Here is a 16888-nt window from a genome sequence, read left to right on the forward strand (position 1 = left end):
TCAGCGCTTCGCGTCCGTCGCGCTGGGAGGCTGCACCTTCCAGCGGCGGTGCAGCCACATCCACTGGTGCGGGTACTTGCGGATGCAGCGCTCCAGCGCCGCGGTGACGCGCGCGGTGTGCTCCGCAATCGGGTCCTCGCACTCGCCAGGCGCGGGCGGGAGGATGGGCCCTTCCACTTCCAGCCGCAGCCTGGGGCCCAGCTTGCCGTTGCGCACGCCCATCACCACGAACACCGGCGCGCCCGTGCGCTGCGCGGCCACCGCCATGGCGGGCGTCGTGGAGGCGAGCCTCCCGAAGAACGGAACGAACACCGCCGCCTTCGCCGGCAGCGCCTGGTCCAGCAGCATGAAGGGCGACTCGCCGCGCTCCACCGCTTCCGAAAGCTCCTGGATGGCGCCGCGCGGATAGATGAGCCCCGCGGGGAGGCGCACCCGGTTCTCCGCGATGCGCGTGTTGAGCGCGCCCTTCAACGGACGCACCAGCGCAACCAGTGGCACGCCCAGGCGCACCAGCATGTCTCCCAAAAGCTCCCAGTTGCCGAAGTGCGCCGTCACCATCAGCGCGCCCTTGCCCGTGGCCACGCGCGCCTTCAGCGCCTCCCAGGCCTCCGTGCCCTCGACGCCCTGCTCGGCCCAGTCCGACGTCAGCCGGTCTCCCGAGGGCACCGACTCCAGCACCACGCGTGACATGTTGATGTACGCGCCCCGCGCGATGTCCCGTCGCTCCGCGTCGGTCTTCTCCGGCAGCGCGTGCGCCAGGTTGTCCAGCGCGACGCGGCGACGGATGCCCAGCGTGTACGCCAGATTGCCCACGAAGCGGGCGATTGCGTCGCGTGACGCGAACGACAGCCACGTGAGGAACGCGAAGACGAAGCGCGTCACGAACTTCACCACCGGGCCCGGAGGCGTGCCGATGACACGGCGCAGATGCTCGGAGGGCACCTTCGCGGCGTTCGCTGGCGGGACTGTCTGGTCGGAAATGGGAGCGGGCGAGGACACGGAGGCACTCCACCCCGAAGTGAAGATTACGGCAAGAACACACTCATGCGCGGCGCTACCCTGGCTGCCCGGCATGGGACACTATGCGCGCCATGCCCAACCTGCTCCGAGCGGTGGTTCTGTCCACCGTTGCCCTGTTGTGCGCGTGCGGTGCCCGGCAGAACCCTCCGGCCGCCGAGCCCGCAGCGACTGCTCCCGCTTCATCCTCCGCGGCCTCGGCCGCTCCCACGCCGCCCACGCTGCGTCTGCCCAAGGACGTGCGTCCCAATGGCTATGCGGTGGAGCTCACGCTGGACCCGAAGGTCTCCGCCTTCCAGGGCACGGCGAGCATCGGGCTCGACGTGGCCCAGCCCACCTCCATCGTGTGGCTGCACGGAAAGAACCTCACGGTGAAGGAGGCCTCGCTGATGCAGGCGGGCGCCACCATCGACGTGACGCCGCTGAAGAGCGAGAAGGGTGACTTCCTCGGCTTCTCGCTGGCGAAGCCGCTGGCCGTCGGCACCGCGAAGCTGCGCGTGGTGTACGAGGGCGCCGCCTCCGAGAAGGAGACGGACGGCGCCTTCCGCGTCAACGAGGGCGGCGACTGGTACGTCTATACGCAGTTCGAGCCCATCGACGCGCGGCGCGTGTTCCCGTGCTTCGACGAGCCCGAGTTCAAGGTGCCCTGGCAGCTGACGTTCCATGTGCCCGCGGGCAACGTGGCCGTCACCAACACGCCGCAGCTCGCCGAGGAGGCCCGTCCGGACGGTGGCCGCACCTACCGCTTCGCGCGCACCCAGCCCCTGCCCTCCTACCTCATCGCCTTCGGCGTGGGCCCGTTCGACTTCCTCGCCGCCGCGGACTCCGGCCAGAAGAAGGTGAAGACGCGCATCATCACCCCGAAGGGCCGCGCCGTCGAAGGCACCTACGCCGCCAAGGTGACGCCCGAAATCCTCGCCGCGCTGGAGGACTACTTCGGCATCCCCTACGCGTACGAGAAGCTGGACGTCATCGCGGTGCCGCTGCTCGGTGGCGCCATGGAGCACCCGGGCCTGGTGACGTTCAACTCGCGGATGATGCTGGCGAAGCCGGAAGAGGACTCGCTCAGCCGGCAGCGCGGTTTCTCCGACACGCAGGTGCACGAGCTGGGGCACCAGTGGTTCGGCAACCTCGTCACGCTGGCGTGGTGGGACGACCTGTGGCTCAACGAATCCTTCGCGACCTGGGTGACCCCGCGCATCATCGAGACGTGGCAGCCGTCGTGGGACGCGCCGGTGGAGCGCGTGCAGGACCGCAGCCGCTCGCTGGACTCCGACAGCCTCCTGTCCGCGCGCCGCATCCGTCAGCCCATCGACACGGCCAATGACATCCACAACGCGTTCGACGGCATCACCTACGGCAAGGGCTCCGCGGTCCTCACCATGACGGAGGAGTGGCTGGGGCGTGAGGTGTTCCGCAAGGGCATCCAGCGCTACCTGCGCAAGCACGCGCACGACAACGCCACGGCGAAGGACTTCCTGGACGCGCTGTCCGCCGAGGCGGGCAAGGACGTGACGGGCGTGCTGGGGACGTTCCTGGACCAGGGCGGCGCGCCGCTCGTCACCGCGTCGCTGGAGTGTGGCGCGGGTCAGCCGAAGGTGGTCCTCACCCAGCAGCGCTACCTGCGGCTGGGCTCGCAGGCGCCGGGGCCGCAGACGTGGAAGGTGCCCGTGTGCGTGGAGTACGCGGCGGGCAACAAGGACGCGCGTGCCTGCACGGTGCTGGAAGGAGAGCGCGCCGAGGTCGTCCTGCCGGAGGCGAAGACGTGCCCGGCCTGGGTGTTCCCCAACGCGGAGGGCGCGGGCTTCTTCCGCATGCAGCTCGCGGGGGACGCGGCGACGAAGCTCCTGAAGACGGGCGTGGCGAAGCTGTCGCGCTCGGAGCGCGTGGCGCTGCTGGGGGACGTGAAGGCGCTGGCCCTGTCCGGGGCGCTGCCGGCCTCCGAGGCGCTGGCGCTGGCGGCCCGCATGGCCCAGGACCCGGACCGCGTCATCGTCGAGAGCACGATGGACATGCTGGACCTGTCGAGCGCGCGGCTGTTGCCGGAGGCGCGCCTTCCGGACCGTGCGCGCTTCCTGCGTGAGACGTACGGCCCCCGGGCCCGGCAGTTGGGCTTCGCCTCGCGCAAGGGCGAGAGCGAGGACACGCGCCTGTTGCGTCCGCGCCTGGTGCGGGTGGCGGGCCGCGACGGCGCGGACCCGAAGATTGTCGCGGAGGCTCGGGCGCTCTCGGACAAGTGGCTCACCGACAAGCGCGCGATTGAACCGGAGATGGTGGACGCGGTGCTCGCGGTCGCCGCGGCGCACGGGGACGCGGCCTTCCAGCAGAAGCTCCTCACGGCGGTGCGCTCGGAGAAGGACCGCTCCACGCGTCAGCACCTGCTGGGGGCGCTGAGCGGCTTCAGGGACCCGGTGCTGGTGAAGCAGGGCCTGTCGCTGGTGTTCGACAAGGCGTTGGACCCGCGTGAGACGATGTGGATGGTGTTCGGGGCCACGCAGCACGCGGGCACGCAGGGCGTGGCGCTCGACTTCGTGAAGGAGAACTACGACCGGCTGGTGGGGGACTCGCCCGACGCGCTCCTGCCGAAGGACGCGGCTGGCCGGATGGTCTTCGTGGCCGGCGGCTTCTGCAGTCCGGAGCGGCGGCAGGAGATTTCGGACTTCTTCACGACGCGCAACGCGAACGCGCCGGGCGGGCCTCGCATGCTGGCGCAGATTCTGGAGTCGGTGGACCAGTGCGTCGCGCTGAAGTCGGCGCAGGCGGCCAGCATCGAGTCCTTCCTCACCGGGCGCGGCACGCCTCGTCCGCCGCAGGCTCCGACGACGCGCTGACCCACGTCCGGAGTCCGGAGTTCGAGCCCGGGGCCAGCGCTGGCTCCGGGCTCATGAGGTCCCCGAGGGCGGCTACTTCTTGCTGCCGCGCGACATGAAGGCCATGAAGGCTTCCTGCGCCTCCGTGGAGCCCAGGCGCTCGATGAACTTCGCGCCCTCGCGCGCCAGCGTGGCGTGCGTCTCCTCGCGGCGCGGTCCCCGAATCAGCTCCTTCGTCACGCGCACGGCCTCGGCGGGACGGGAGGCCAGGGTACGGGCGCGCTCGGCGGCCACTTCCTGGAGGCTCTCGGCGGACACCACCTTGTTGATGATGCCGGCGCGCAGCGCGGTCGCCGCGTCGAAGGGCTCGCCGAACAGCAGCAGCTCGCTGGCCAGCGCGTAGCCGGCCATGCGCGGAATCAGCAGGCTGCTGGCGCCTTCCGCGCACAGACCGAGCTGGACGAAGGGCATGTGGAAGCGCACGCGCTCGCTCGCCACCACGTAGTCACAGTGCAGCAGCATCGTCGTGCCGATGCCCACCGCGGGGCCATCCACGGCCGCCAGCACGGGCTTGGGTGCGTCCACCAGCGCCTTGAGGAAGAGGAACACCGCGCTGTCCTCGCCCGCGGGCGGGTGCTCCATGAAGTCGCCGATGTCATTGCCCGCGGTGAAGACGCTGCCCGCGCCGGTGAGCAGCACCACGCGGACTTCGTCGTCCGTCGCCGCCTGCTTGAGCGCGGCGGTGGCCGCCTCGTACATCGCATGCGTGAAGGCGTTCTTCTTCTCGGGTCGGTTGAAGGTGAGGGTGAGGACCCCCGCTTCCCGCTTCGTCAGCAACGTGTCGGACATGGGGCAAGCCTAGACCGAGTCCATCCCCGGCGCGGGCTCAACTTGCACCCCTCGCCGCGCCCGGCCCGCGAGCGCCGGGCCCTCGTGTGCCCACTTCTCCCACGCATGCTCCCACCTGCTCACGGCCGCAGCGCGCGGGCGACCAGCGGAGCGAGCGTCACCACCCGGTGCCCGAACGGCAGCCCCGAGGGCGGCTCCACGCTGTCGGTGCTCACGAGCTGAGTCACCGGCAGCGCGCTCAGCCGCTCCACCGCCGGGCCCACCAGCAGCGCGTGGGTCGTCACCACCGTCAGGTCATCCGCGCACCCCGCGGCGCGCAGCGTGCCCGCCGCCGCGACCAGGGTGCCGCCCGTGGACACCATGTCGTCCACCAGGATGGGCCGCTTGCCGCGCACCTCGCCCATGAGGCCGCTGGCGTGCACCTCGTCGCCGCTCAGCCGCACCTTGTGAATCACCGCCCATGGACGGCCCAGGAGCCGCGCCAGCGCCTCCGCGCGCTTCACCGCGCCCAGGTCCGGCGCCACCACCACCGAGGTGTCCGTGACGTGTGGTCGCAGCGCCTCCGCCAGCACCGGCAGCGCGGTGAGGTGCTCCAGCGGCGCGCCGAAGCACCCCTCCAGCGCGGGGCTGTGCAGGTCCACCACCAGCACTCGCGCGAAGCGGCCCTGGGACAGCATGTCCGCCACCAGGCGACCGCCCAGGGGCTCGCCCGGCCGTGCGCGTCGGTCCTGCCGCGCGTAACCGAGGTACGGCACCACCGCCTCCAGCCGCGCCGCGCCGGCCCGCCAGCACGCGTCCGCCATCAGCAGCAGCTCCAGCAGGTGCTCTCCCGCCGGAGGCGTCAGCGATTGCACCAGCACCACGGTGCGCCCTCGCACGGCGGCGGGGACCTCCAGGTGCATCTCTCCATCGGGAAACCGCTCGAAGTGACAGTCAGCGGGCGCCACGCCCAGGGCCAGGGCGAGCTCACGTCCCAGGTGGGGACTGGCGGTGCCGATGAGGAGGATGGGGTCCATGGCCCAACCCTAGCGCGCCCGGTGGCCCGGGGGCTCGGCGCTCGCTGCCTCCCCTGGCGACGTGCCTCCGGGAGAGCCGTTGTCCGCCCCTTCGCCGCCAGCGAGCCCGGGCGTGCTTTTCCTAGGGACAAGGAGAGTGATGATGCGCTTTCGCGACAGAGCGGACGCCGGGCGACGGCTGGCAACGATGCTCCTGCCCTACCGGGGCTCGGACGCGCGCGTGCTGGGGGTGGCTCGCGGGGGGCTTCGGGTGGCGTACGAGGTGGCCCGCGCGCTGGAAGTCCCTCTGGACGTCTGGGTGTCGAGGCGGCTGAGCATCCCCGGACGGGCGCTGACCCTGGGCGCGGTGTCCGAGGGAGGCGGCCAGTACCTGCTCTCGGATTCGCTGCGGCTGGCGCCCCTGCCCAGGAGCGAGGTGGACTCGCTGGTGAGCGAAGAGGCCAGCGTGGTGGAGGAGCAGGTGCGGCGGCTGCGCGGACGTCCTCCGCCGGAGCTGGGCGGCCGCACGGTGCTGCTGGTGGATGACGGCGTGCTGACGGGCGCCACCGCCGCCGCCGCGCTGAGGGCCCTGCGGCTCCTGCATCCGGCCCGGCTGGTGATGGGCACCCCGGTGGCCTCGCCCCAGGGGCTGGAGGTGCTGCGAAGGGAGGCGGACGCGGTGGCGTGCGTTTCGACGGAGGCGGGGATGCGCTCCGTGGCCGAGGCGTACGACGACTTCCGCGCGTTCCCGGACGTGGAGCTGCAGAACCTGGTCGAGCGCTCGCGCCAGCCGCCATGGCGCTCCCAGGCGGTGCTGGAGTCCACGGACCCGGGTGGGTCCTGGATGTGAGCCGTGCGCCGTGAGTCGTGAAGCCTTGGGCTTGTGACGATGTGAACCCGTGACGCGAGGAGGGCGGCTCCATGTGGCAGGACGACCCGAAGGACCAAGAGGACCAAGAGGTCCACGAGGTGGCGGTGCGCTCCGGGCGGGTGGAGCTGGGCGGCAGTCTGGGGCTTCCTCCGGGCGCGCGCGGGCTGGTGGTCTTCGCGCACGGCAGCGGCAGCAGTCGCTTCAGCCCCCGCAACCGCGCCGTCGCGCGGAGCCTGCGCGACGCGGGGCTGGCCACGCTGCTGTTCGATTTGCTCGGCGCGGACGAGGAGGCGATGGACGCGGGCACCGGCGAGCTGCGCTTCGACATCCCCTTCCTCGCGCGGCGGCTCATCGCCGTGACGCGGTGGGCGCAGGCCCAGCCGGAGCTGTCCGGGATGGGCCTGGGCTACTTCGGCTCCAGCACCGGCGCCGCCGCGGCGCTGGTGGCGGCCGCGCTGCACCCGGAGCTCGTCCAGTCGGTGGTGTCTCGCGGTGGCAGGCCGGACCTGGCCGGCCCCGCGCTGGCCCGGGTCCGCGCGCCCACGCTGCTCCTGGTGGGCAGCCTGGACGTGGACGTGCTGGAGCTGAACCAGGACGCGTTCGACGAGCTGTCCGCCGCCAAGTCCCTCATCGTCATCCCCGGCGCCACCCACCTGTTCGAGGAGCCCGGCACGCTGGAGGAGGTGGCGCGCCGCGCGGCCGACTGGTTCACGCGACACCTGGATGCACCTCGACTGGAGGCGCGTGAATGAGCACCGAGTCGTGGACAGGCGAAGAGTCGCCGCCCCCGCGCTGGGAGGTCTTCTCCCGGGGCGGCGAAGTCGCGGTGCGAGGCGAGGGCCGCACGCCCGAGGAGGCCTTCGAGCAGGTCGCGCTCGCGCTGTGCACGCGCGTGACGGACCCGTCCACCGTGGAGGTGCGCGAGGAGGTGGACGTGGTGTGCGACGCCGTCGACCGGGAGGGTCTGCTGATGGACTGGCTGCGCTCCGTCGTCCAGCTCATGGGCTCGCGGCGACTGCGCTTCCGCTGCTTCGCGGTGCGCCTGGATGGACCGCGCCTGTTCGGCCGCGGCTACGGTGAGCACCTGGACCCGGTGAGGCATCGTCCCTCTCGGGACGTGAGAGGCGTCACCCTGAGCGGACCCACCGTGCGCCGGAGCGCGGACGGTCGGTGGACCGCCGAATGCGAGGTGGAAGTCTGAAGCGGAGTATTGAGGCCCCGCATGGGCGCGGGGGCTGGTATAGGCATCGGCATGCGCTCGCGTGAACCCCGCTTTGTCTGGCTGGACCTGGAGATGACCGGGTTGGACCCCGAGTCGTGCGCCATCATCGAGATTGGCGTCATCATCACCGGGCCGGATTTGCGCCCCATCGCGGAGTTCGAACGCGTCATCTGGCAGCCGGAGGAAGTGCTCCTGCGCATGGAGCCCGTGGTGCGTGAAATGCACACGCGCAACGGCCTGCTCGAGAAGGTGCGCGCCTCCAGCACGTCGCTGCGGGTGGCGGAGCGGGAAGTGACGGCGCTGGTGGCGGAGCACTGCCCGCTGGGCGAGGGCGTGCTGGCCGGCAACTCCATCCACACCGACCGCCGCTTCCTGTTCCAGTACATGCCGCTCCTGGAGCGCTACCTGCACTACCGCATGGTGGACGTGACGAGCCTCAAGGTCCTCGTGCGCGCCTGGTACCCGAACCTGGTGGAGCCGCGAAAGCCGCCCAGCGGCCACACCGCGCTCGCGGACCTGCGCTCCAGCATCAACGAGCTGCAGTACTACCGCGACATCCTGTTCCGCGCGACGCCGGGCTGAGCGACGACGGGACGGCGTGCCTCAACCCGCCGTCCCCGGAGTGCCGGGCGTGGGCCCGTCGGGCCCGCCGAGCAGCTCGGTGATGGTCTCCAGCAGCAGGTCGAGCTCGAAGGGCTTGGCCAGGAAGCGGGCGCTGGAGCGGCGCTCCTCCTCGGAGATGCGGCCCGCGCTCATCACCACCACGGGAATGGTGCGCAGCGAGGCGTCGTCGCGCATGCGACGGAGCATCTCCCGGCCGTCCATCACCGGCATCATCAAGTCCAGCAGCACCAGGTCCGGACGCACCTCCGCCATCCGTTGCAGGCCCTCCGCGCCGTTGAAGGCGGTGAGGATGCCGTAGCCCTCCACGGAGAGGATGTCCTGGAGTGCCTCGACGATGGCCAGCTCGTCATCCACGATGAGCAGCCGCTTCATCGACGCACACCCTCCCTTCGCGCGCGGTCACCACACGGGGCCTCGTTCAGCGGAACCACCCCGGCTCCGGCCACCCCAGGGCGGGACGGTAGGACACGGCGCGGCGCAAGCCATGGTTTTGAGCGCGGTGTGTTCGGAATGCTGCGGACCAGGGGTCTCACCGCAGTCGGGCTCGCAACAGGTGTTTCTGGACCTTGCCTAGCGCGTTGCGAGGCAGCGAGTCCATGAAGACGACGCGACGGGGCTTCTTGAAGCTGGCCAGCCTGTCCTTGCACCAGTCCACCAGCGCCTGGGCCTCGGGGGCGTGGACGCCGGCGGGGGGAACCACAACGGCCACCACCTGCTCGCCATAGTCCGCGTCCGGCAGGCCCAGCACGGCGACCTCGGCCACGCCCGGGTGCGTGGCGAGCACCTCCTCCACCTCGCGCGGGTAGACGTTGAAGCCGCCGCTGATGATGAGCTCCCGCGCCCGCCCGGTGATGCGCAGGTATCCGTCCGCGTCCAGCTCGCCCAAATCGCCCGTGCGGAACCAGCCCTCCGAGTCGAAGGACTCCGACGTGGCATCCGGCCGGCGCCAGTAGCCGGCGAAGACGTGGGGGCCCTGGACTTCGATTTCCCCCATCTCCCCCGGGGGCAGGTGCCGGCGCGTGCGCACGTCCACCACGCGCGCCTGCTGGCCGGGGAAGGGGAAGCCCACCGTGCCCGGCCGGCGCTCGCCGTCGTACGGGTTGGTGGTGTTCATGAGGGTCTCCGTCATCCCGTAGCGCTCCAGGATGCGCGCGCCGAAGTCCTTCTCGATGTCGTGGAAGAGCTGGGGGCTCAAGGGCGCGGAGCCGGAGACCCACAGGCGCAGCTCGCGGGGCTTCACGCCCGTGCGCCGTGACTCCTCCAGCAGCCGTCCGTACATGGTGGGCACGCCGAAGAACATCGTCAGCGAGGCGTCATCGCGCAACGTGGCCAGCGCCTCCGTGGCGACGAAGCGCCGGTGCAACTCCAGGCTCCCCCCGGTGTACAGCGTGCCGTGCAGGCCCACCATGAGGCCGTGCGTGTGGAACAACGGCAGGGCGAGCAGCAGCCGGTCCGCCGCCGTCCAGCGCCACGCCTCGGTGACGGCCTTCACGTTGGCCAGCAGGTTGCGGTGCAGCAGCATGGCGCCCTTGGAGCGGCCGGTGGTGCCGGACGTGTAGCCCAGCACCGCCAGGTCCTCCGGACGCGGCAGCGCGAGCGCCACCGGTGACGTCGTGCCTTCCTCGAGCAGCGTGTCGAAGTCGATGACCTCCAGCGAGGCCGGAGGCGCGACGGTGGTTGGCTCCACGGTGACCAGCCACTGCAGCGACGGGAGCTGGTCTCTCAGGGGGATGAGCTCGGCGACTCCCGAGGCGCTGGTGACGCAGGTGTGCACCTCCGCGTCCGCGAGGATGTGGGCCAGCTCCACCTGGCGGTACGCCGTGTTGACGAGCACCACCACGCAGCCCGCGTGCTGCACACCCAGGTAGGCGACGATGAAGCGAGGGCTGTTCTCCAGGAAGAGCGCCACACGCTCGCCTGGCTGCAGGCCGCGCTGACGCAGCCCCTTCGCGAAGGCCGCGACGTGCGCGGCGAGCTCGCCGTGGGAAGTCGACTCGCGCTCGAACGTGAGCAGCGGCCGGCCCGGCGCGTCGTGGGCGTGTTCCAAGAAAACTTCGAGGAGGGACGAAGGCATGAGCCGCGCAGCCTACTTCCCTCACTTCCAATCAAGACAAGCTGTGAGTCAATTTTGACGACATAGAGTGGTTTTAACTGTATAATCTGATTATCTCGTTGAGTTGGCCTGAGGACGCGAGACAGGGAGTGGGTCCTCGGCGGGCTCGACGCGCACGGGAGGTGTCACTTGCGTCGAGGACTGTTTGGAGGCCGGGCCCTTGGGTTGGCGCTGGCTCTGGCCGTGGTGGGACTGCTGCCGGCGGTGGCGGGGGCGAACCTGCCGTATCCGACGCGCACCGCGTATCGCCTGAAGGGCGTGCAGCCGGACTTCTGGCCTGGCTACGACGAGCTCGCGGGCAACAACACGGGCGGCGTGGCGATGAACCTGGTCTGGGCCTCGTGGGAGCCGTCGGTGCAGGCGCCGCCGTGTACCGGAGGGCGCGTGGAGTACGCGGGGCACTGCTTCGCGGTGGCGGCCAACGTGGACGCGGCCATCCGCGAGTGGACGGCGCGCGGCGTGGTGGTGACGGCGGTGGTGTACGGCGTGCCCGCGTGGGCGCGCGCGGGCCGCACGTGTACGCCCGCGGCCGCGGGCTTCGACATCTTCTGCGCACCCAACAACGCGGCGGACTACGGCCGCTTCGTGGGCCTGCTCGCGCAGCGCTACAACGGGCTCAACGGCCACGGCCGCATCGCCGACTTCGTCATCCACAACGAGGTCAACTCCAACGACTGGTTCGACATCGGCTGCGGTCAGGGCGCGGGCGCGTGCAACACCACGGCGTGGCTGGACACGTACGCGGCCAGCTACAACGCCGCCTATGACCAGGTGATGACGTGGCAGTCGGCGGCGAAGGTGCTCATCTCGCTGACGCACCACTTCGGTCCGGAGCTGGATGCGCCAGGGGCGAGCAGTCCGCTCCTGTCGGCGACGACGTTCTTGAATGGCTTCGCGGCGCGCGTGGGCTCGCGAGCGTGGCGCGTGGCGTACCACCCGTACGCGCCGGACCTGTTCCGTCCGCAGTTCTCCGCGGATGACTACCCGCGCGTGACGTACGGCAACCTGGGCGTGCTGGCGGGTTGGCTGCGCAAGACGTTCCCCACCCGGCAGCACGCGTGGGAAATCCAGCTCACGGAGAGCGGCATCCACTCCGGCTCGCCGCAGTCGTCGGAGGCCGCGCAGCAGACGGCGGTGTGCGACTCGTTCCGCAACGTGCTGGGGACGCCCGGCATCGAGAGCTACATCTACCACCGCATGCACGACAACGCGGCGGAGGGTGGACTGGCGCTCGGGCTGCGCCGTGTGGACGGGAGCGCGAAGCCGTCGTGGAGCACATGGGCGCTGGCCAACCGCAGTGACTTGAACCCGCCCCAGCTCTCCTGCGGCTTCGAGGAGCTGCCGTACACGCGCCTGCGCCGGGGCTACCACGCCACGCGAGGCCACTGGGCGTCGTCGCGGCTCCTGCCTCCGGGCTTCCGGCAGGAGTCCTCGTGGCGGCTGCTGCGCGACGGCATGCCGGGCATGCGGATGCTGTACGAGTGCCGCGTGGGCGACCACAACCTGCTCAGCCCGGACGTGGGCTGCGAGGGCCTGCCGCCCCTGGGGCCGGTGGGCTACATCCACCTGCAGCAGGTGCCGGGCACCGTTCCGCTCTACCGCTGCAACCTGGGTCAGGGCAGGGACCACTTCATCTCCCCCGCGTCGAACTGCGAGGGGCAGGTGACCGAGCAGCTCCTGGGCTACGCCTTCCCCTGACGGTGAACCCGCCTGGAGGCCGGGCGGGGCGGGGTGCTGTTCGCTTCTGGGACAGCACTTCGCGGAACCGGGCACGGGCCCACGAGGGGGCGTGCGGGGTCCGAGCAATTTCCTGGGGTTGAGTCGCGTGTAACGGTTGGCACGCGGCTCGCTCTAGGGGTGGCCCGTGGACATTCCCAAAGCCAAGAAGCCGCGCCGTAAACCCTGGTTGTTCGCCATCGGCGGCGCGTTCGCGCTCATCCTCGTCACGGTGGGTCTGGGTCGGCTGCGTCCGGCGGCGCCCTCGGTGGACCGGGCCTCGGTGTGGCTGGATACGGTGAAGCGCGGCCCCATGGTGCGCCAGGTGAAGGGCGCGGGCACGCTGGTGCCCGAGTACATCCGCTGGCTGACGGCGGACACCGCGGGCCGCGTGGAGCGAATCCACGTGCGGCCCGGCGCGACGGTGAAGGCGGACACGCTCCTCATGGAGCTGGCCAACCCGGACGTGCAGCTCCAGATGCTGGAGGCGGAGCGGCAGCTCGCCAGCGCCGAGGCGGAGTTCATCCAGATGCGCATGACGCTGGAGACGCAGCGGCTGGCGCAGGAGGCCGCGGTGGCCACCCTCACCGCCGAGTCCTCCGACGCCGAGCGCCGCGCCACCGCCAACGCCGTCCTCGTCGAGAAGGACCTCATCCCCGCGCTCGACGCGCGGCAGGCGGGCGAGAAGGCGGGCGAGATGACGCGCCGCCTGGATTTGGAGCGCAAGAAGCTGTCCGTCGTCGCCTCCAGCATGAGGGACCAGCTGGTGGCGTTGCAGGGACAGGTGGAGCGATTGAAAGCGGTGGCCCGCTTCCGTCGTACCCAGGTGGAGTCGATGAAGGTGCTCGCCGGGGAGGACGGAGTGCTGCAGGAGCTGCCGCTGGAGCTGGGTCAGTGGGTGACGCCGGGCGTGTTGCTGGCGAAGGTCGTCAAGCCGGAGCGGCTCAAGGCGGAGCTGAGAATCGCCGAGACGCAGGCGCGCGACATCGTCCAGGGCCAGAAGGCGCTGGTGGATACGCGCAACGGCGTGGTGGAGGGCACGGTGGCGCGCGTGGCGCCGGCGGCGAGCCAGGGCACGGTGCGGGTGGAGGTGTCGCTGCCCGACGAGCTGCCCAAGGGCGCGCGGCCCGACCTCACGGTGGAGGGCACCGTGGAGCTGGAGCGGCTGGGCAACGTGCTGTCGGTGGGTCGTCCGGCCGGTGCGCAGCCCAACGGGACGATGTCGCTGTTCCGGTTGATGCCGGGCAGTGACGAAGCGATTCGAGTGCCGGTGCAGCTGGGCCGGGGTTCGGTGAATGCCGTGGAGGTGCTTCAGGGCCTCGCGGAAGGTGACCAGGTGGTGCTGTCGGACATGGCCGCGTGGGATGCGGTCGAGCGGGTGAGGCTGCGATGATGACGACGACGAACAACAATGCGGAGACGCCTGCTTCCGAGGACGCGGCGGTGCTGTCGGGTGCGGCCAAGGTGGAGTCGGGCAAGTCCCTCATCACGCTGGAAGGGCTGACGAAGGTCTTCGAGACGGAGGAGGTGGAGACACACGCGCTCTCCAACATCCACCTCAACATCCGCCAGGGGGAGTGGGTGGCGATTGTCGGCCCCTCGGGCTCCGGCAAGTCCACGCTGCTGGCGGTGCTGGGGTTGCTCGACACGACGACGCGGGGCACGTACCTCCTGGATGGAAAGAGCGTGTTGGATTTGTCGGCGTCGGACCGGGCGCTGGTGCGCAACCGGCACATCGGCTTCATCTTCCAGAGCTTCAACCTCATCGGCGACCTGACGGTGTTCGAGAACGTGGAGCTGCCGCTGACGTACCGGGGCATGCCCGCCGCCGAGCGCAAGCAGCGGGTGGAGAAGGCGCTGGAGCGGGTGGGCATGGCGCACCGCGCGCGGCACATGCCGGGCCAGCTCTCCGGCGGTCAGCAACAGCGCATCGCCGTGGCGCGCGCGGTGGCCGGAGACCCGCTCATCCTGCTGGCCGACGAGCCCACCGGTAACCTCGATTCGAAGAACGGCGAGGCGGTGATGCAGTTGCTGTCGGACCTGCACAAGGCGGGCGCCACCATCTGCATGGTGACGCACGACCCGGCGCACGCGCGCACCGCGACGCGCACGGTGAGCCTCTTCGACGGTCGCATCGTGCAGGACGAGCAGCGCCGCTGACCTCTTCTCCTCTCGTGGGCCTCGCCCGGGTCGCTCCGGGCGGGGCGGCTCTCGGGAGGACCGCGTCCTGAATCACTCGGAGTCGTCGTGGAAACCTTCCTCCAGAATGTCCGCTACGCGGTGCGCTCATTGCGCAAGAGCCCGGGCTTCACGTTGATCGCGGTGCTGGCGCTGGCGCTGGGCATCGGCGCGAACAGCGCGGTCTTCAGCGTGGTGAACGGCGTGCTGTTGAATCCGCCGCCCTTCACGCAGCCCGAGCGCCTGGTCCACATCTGGGGCAACTACGCCAAGGCGAACATCAAGGACATCGTCGTGTCGGTGCCCGAGTACCGGGACTACCTCACGATGCCCAAGGCCTTCGGCTCGCTGGCGGCGTTCGATGCGAACAACGTCACGCTCACCGGGGGCGACGCGCCGGAGCGGCTCCAGTTGACGCGCTCCACGGCCTCGCTGTTCCCCACGCTGGGCGTGTCTCCGGTGCTGGGCCGCGCCTTCTCCGAAGAGGAGGAGGCGCTGGGGCGCGACAAGGTGGTGGTCTTGACGCACAAGACGTGGCGCACGCGCTTCGCGGCGGACTCGAGCGTGCTGGGCCGCGAGCTCCGGCTCGACGGGGACACGTACACGGTGGTGGGCGTGCTGCCGCCCGGCGTGGAGTACCCGGCGGACACGGACCTGTACGCGCCCCTGGCGCCCACGCAGGAGCAGGCGGCGGAGGTTTCGCGTGGCTACCACTTCCTCAGCGTGGTGGGGCGGCTGAAGCCCGGCATGACGCTGGAGGCGGCGAAGGCGGACATGGACCGGGTGGGGCGGGAGATGGAGACCCTGTACGAGCAGAGCTACAAGGACTACGGCTGGACCATCACCGTGAAGTCGCTGGAGGACGAGGTGGTGGGCCAGGTGCGCGGGACGCTGTGGCTCCTGCTGGGCGCGGTGGGCTTCGTGTTGCTGGTGGCGTGCAGCAGCGTGGCGAACCTGCTCCTGGCCCGGGCGACGGCGCGTGCACGCGAGGTGTCCATCCGCGCGGCGCTGGGCGCGAGCCGTGGGCGGCTGGTGGCGCAGTTCCTCGCCGAGAGCCTGGTGCTGTCGGCGGTGGGCGGCGGACTGGGGCTGCTGCTGGCCGTGTGGGGCACGGACGCGCTGGTGGCGATGGTGGGAGACGGGCTGCCTCGCGCGGCGGAGGTGGGGCTGGATGTCTCCTCGGTGCTCTTCACCGTGGGCATCTCGGTGCTCACGGGCGTCGGCTTCGGGCTGGTGCCCGCGCTCCAGGCGAGCCGCGTGGACCTGAGCGCGACGATGCGCGAGGGCTCGCGAGGGACGGAGGGTGGCAAGGCGGGCCGGTTGCGCGCGGGGTTGGTGGTGGGGCAGGTGGCGTTCGCGCTGGTGTTGCTGGTGGGCGCGGGCCTCTTCCTCCGGAGCTTCCAGGCGCTGACCCAGGTGGAGGCCGGCTTCACTCCCGAGGGCGTGCTCACCGGTCAACTCGTGTTGCCGGCCACGAGCTACGCGAAGCCGGAGGACCAGCGGGCCTTCCAGCGGGAGTTGCTCCGCCGCGTGCAGGCGCTGCCCGGCGTGGAGTCCGCGGCGGTGGCGAACATGCTGCCTTTGGGCGGCAAGACGAACACCAGCTTCGACGTGGAGGGGCGGACGCGGGCGCCGGGAGAGATGTGGCCGGCGGTGGAGACGCGCTTCGCCAGCGCGGACTACCTGCGCACGTTGCGGGTGCGGCTGCGCGACGGGCGCATGCTCCAGGAGACGGACGGACCGGACGCGGCGGGAGCGGTGGTCATCAACCAGACCTTCGCGGACCTCTACTGGCCGAAGGGGGACGCGCTGGGCCAGCGACTGAAGCTGCACCGGTCCGACGCCCAGTGGGCCACGGTGGTGGGAATCGTCGACGACCTGCGCGAGTGGGGCCTGGACAAGCCCGCGCGTCCGACGGCGTATTACTCCGCGGTGCAGACGCCCCTCTCCAGCCTCCACCTGGTGGCGCGCGTGAAGGCGGGCGACCCGGAGTCACTGCGCACGGCGCTCGAGTCAGAGGTGCGCGCGCTCGATGGCAACCTGCCCCTGTTCAAGGTGACGTCCATGGTGCGGCTGGTGGACGAGTCCATCGGCTCGCAGAGGCTGACGGCGCTGTTGATGGGCCTGTTCGCGGGCACCGCGCTGCTGCTGGCCGCGCTCGGAATCTCGGGCGTCATCGGCTACTCGGTGGCGCAGCGCACGCGGGAGATGGGCATCCGCATGGCGCTGGGCGCGGCGAAGTCGGATGTGCTGGCACTGGTGTTGCGCCAGGGCATGAAGCTGGCGGGGCTGGGCGTGTTGCTGGGGCTGGTGTTGTCGCTGGTGCTGGCGCGACTGTTGAGCACGCTGCTGTATGGCGTGACGGCGTATGACCCGTGGACCTTCGCGGGAGTGGCGGCGTTGTTGAGCGGCGTGGCCCTGGGCGCGACGTGGCTGCCAGCGCACCGCGCGACGCGGGTGGACCCCATCATTGCCTTGAAGGCGGAGTAGGAG

At 70.9% G+C, this 16888-nt stretch carries 14 protein-coding genes; 9 read left to right on the forward strand and 5 right to left on the reverse strand.

Annotation, left to right across the window (positions count from 1 at the left end):
- Window positions 1-999, reverse strand: coding sequence for a lysophospholipid acyltransferase family protein (locus HUA74_RS05840; protein WP_246137162.1), 999 nt, complete (start codon window positions 997-999; stop codon window positions 1-3).
- Between the two features lie 92 nt (window positions 1000-1091).
- Here HUA74_RS05840 and HUA74_RS05845 point away from each other — a divergent pair, with 92 nt between their 5' ends.
- A complete protein-coding gene (locus HUA74_RS05845; protein ID WP_174453752.1) occupies window positions 1092-3848 on the forward strand; it encodes a M1 family metallopeptidase in 2757 nt (918 codons plus the stop codon).
- A gap of 72 nt (window positions 3849-3920) precedes the next feature.
- On the opposite strand, the gene HUA74_RS05850 is transcribed toward HUA74_RS05845, so the two are convergent.
- Both HUA74_RS05850 and HUA74_RS05855 read right to left on the reverse strand, forming a co-directional pair.
- Window positions 3921-4676, reverse strand: coding sequence for an enoyl-CoA hydratase (locus HUA74_RS05850; protein ID WP_174453753.1), 756 nt, complete (start codon window positions 4674-4676; stop codon window positions 3921-3923).
- A gap of 119 nt (window positions 4677-4795) precedes the next feature.
- Window positions 4796-5692 carry a ribose-phosphate pyrophosphokinase gene (locus tag HUA74_RS05855; RefSeq protein ID WP_141642608.1) on the reverse strand — a complete coding sequence of 299 codons (897 nt, stop codon included), beginning with the start codon at window positions 5690-5692 and terminating at the stop codon, window positions 4796-4798.
- 139 nt (window positions 5693-5831) lie between these two features.
- On the opposite strand from HUA74_RS05855, the gene HUA74_RS05860 reads away from it, so the two are divergent.
- The 4 genes from HUA74_RS05860 (at window position 5832) to orn (ending at window position 8346) form a co-directional block, all read left to right on the forward strand.
- Window positions 5832-6521: a phosphoribosyltransferase gene (locus tag HUA74_RS05860; RefSeq protein WP_246137163.1), complete on the forward strand. Its 690-nt coding sequence runs from the start codon at window positions 5832-5834 to the stop codon at window positions 6519-6521.
- Window positions 6522-6592: 71 nt separating this feature from the next.
- Complete coding sequence (locus HUA74_RS05865; protein WP_174453754.1) at window positions 6593-7294, forward strand: dienelactone hydrolase family protein; 702 nt, start codon at window positions 6593-6595, stop codon at window positions 7292-7294.
- Entirely contained in the window at window positions 7291-7743 is a 453-nt protein-coding gene (locus HUA74_RS05870) for an archease (protein ID WP_174453755.1), read from the forward strand. The genes HUA74_RS05865 and HUA74_RS05870 overlap by 4 nt, the downstream gene beginning before the upstream one ends.
- 51 nt (window positions 7744-7794) lie before the next feature.
- Window positions 7795-8346, forward strand: coding sequence for an oligoribonuclease (gene orn / locus HUA74_RS05875; protein WP_141642611.1), 552 nt, complete (start codon window positions 7795-7797; stop codon window positions 8344-8346).
- 21 nt (window positions 8347-8367) lie between these two features.
- Here the strand turns inward: orn and HUA74_RS05880 are convergent, their stop codons facing one another.
- Entirely contained in the window at window positions 8368-8760 is a 393-nt protein-coding gene (locus tag HUA74_RS05880; RefSeq protein ID WP_141642612.1) for a response regulator, read from the reverse strand.
- 157 nt (window positions 8761-8917) lie between these two features.
- Window positions 8918-10462 carry an AMP-binding protein gene (locus HUA74_RS05885; protein WP_174453756.1) on the reverse strand — a complete coding sequence of 515 codons (1545 nt, stop codon included), beginning with the start codon at window positions 10460-10462 and terminating at the stop codon, window positions 8918-8920.
- A gap of 204 nt (window positions 10463-10666) precedes the next feature.
- Between HUA74_RS05885 and HUA74_RS05890 the strand changes: the two genes are divergently transcribed.
- From HUA74_RS05890 to HUA74_RS05905, 4 genes are all read left to right on the forward strand, one after another.
- The gene (locus HUA74_RS05890; RefSeq protein ID WP_174453757.1) at window positions 10667-12199 is read left to right on the forward strand and encodes a DUF5722 domain-containing protein; all 1533 of its coding nucleotides are present in this window, start codon (window positions 10667-10669) and stop codon (window positions 12197-12199) included.
- A 166-nt stretch (window positions 12200-12365) separates the two neighbouring features.
- Window positions 12366-13610 (forward strand): HlyD family efflux transporter periplasmic adaptor subunit, encoded by a 1245-nt coding sequence (locus tag HUA74_RS05895; protein ID WP_174453758.1) that lies wholly within the window; start codon window positions 12366-12368, stop codon window positions 13608-13610.
- Window positions 13607-14377, forward strand: coding sequence for an ABC transporter ATP-binding protein (locus HUA74_RS05900; RefSeq protein WP_141642615.1), 771 nt, complete (start codon window positions 13607-13609; stop codon window positions 14375-14377). Before HUA74_RS05895 ends, HUA74_RS05900 begins: the two co-directional genes overlap by 4 nt.
- Window positions 14378-14464: 87 nt before the next feature.
- A complete protein-coding gene (locus HUA74_RS05905; RefSeq protein ID WP_174453759.1) occupies window positions 14465-16885 on the forward strand; it encodes an ABC transporter permease in 2421 nt (806 codons plus the stop codon).
- Window positions 16886-16888 lie beyond the last annotated feature (3 nt).

The organism is Myxococcus sp. CA051A (assembly GCF_013336705.1).
In the GTDB taxonomy this organism is placed as follows: domain Bacteria; phylum Myxococcota; class Myxococcia; order Myxococcales; family Myxococcaceae; genus Myxococcus; species Myxococcus llanfairpwllgwyngyllgogerychwyrndrobwllllantysiliogogogochensis.

Excerpts from the sequence above, each read along its gene's own strand:
- HUA74_RS05900 (WP_141642615.1), top strand. The coding sequence starts at position 13,607 with ATGATGACGACGACGAACAACAATGCGGAGACGCCTGCTTCCGAGGAC.
- HUA74_RS05870 (WP_174453755.1), top strand. The coding sequence starts at position 7,291 with ATGAGCACCGAGTCGTGGACAGGCGAAGAGTCGCCGCCCCCGCGCTGG.
- HUA74_RS05865 (WP_174453754.1), top strand. The coding sequence starts at position 6,593 with ATGTGGCAGGACGACCCGAAGGACCAAGAGGACCAAGAGGTCCACGAG.
- HUA74_RS05855 (WP_141642608.1), bottom strand. The coding sequence starts at position 5,692 with ATGGACCCCATCCTCCTCATCGGCACCGCCAGTCCCCACCTGGGACGT.
- HUA74_RS05880 (WP_141642612.1), bottom strand. The coding sequence starts at position 8,760 with ATGAAGCGGCTGCTCATCGTGGATGACGAGCTGGCCATCGTCGAGGCA.
- HUA74_RS05860 (WP_246137163.1), top strand. The coding sequence starts at position 5,832 with ATGATGCGCTTTCGCGACAGAGCGGACGCCGGGCGACGGCTGGCAACG.
- HUA74_RS05850 (WP_174453753.1), bottom strand. The coding sequence starts at position 4,676 with ATGTCCGACACGTTGCTGACGAAGCGGGAAGCGGGGGTCCTCACCCTC.
- HUA74_RS05885 (WP_174453756.1), bottom strand. The coding sequence starts at position 10,462 with ATGCCTTCGTCCCTCCTCGAAGTTTTCTTGGAACACGCCCACGACGCG.
- HUA74_RS05845 (WP_174453752.1), top strand. The coding sequence starts at position 1,092 with ATGCCCAACCTGCTCCGAGCGGTGGTTCTGTCCACCGTTGCCCTGTTG.
- orn (WP_141642611.1), top strand. The coding sequence starts at position 7,795 with ATGCGCTCGCGTGAACCCCGCTTTGTCTGGCTGGACCTGGAGATGACC.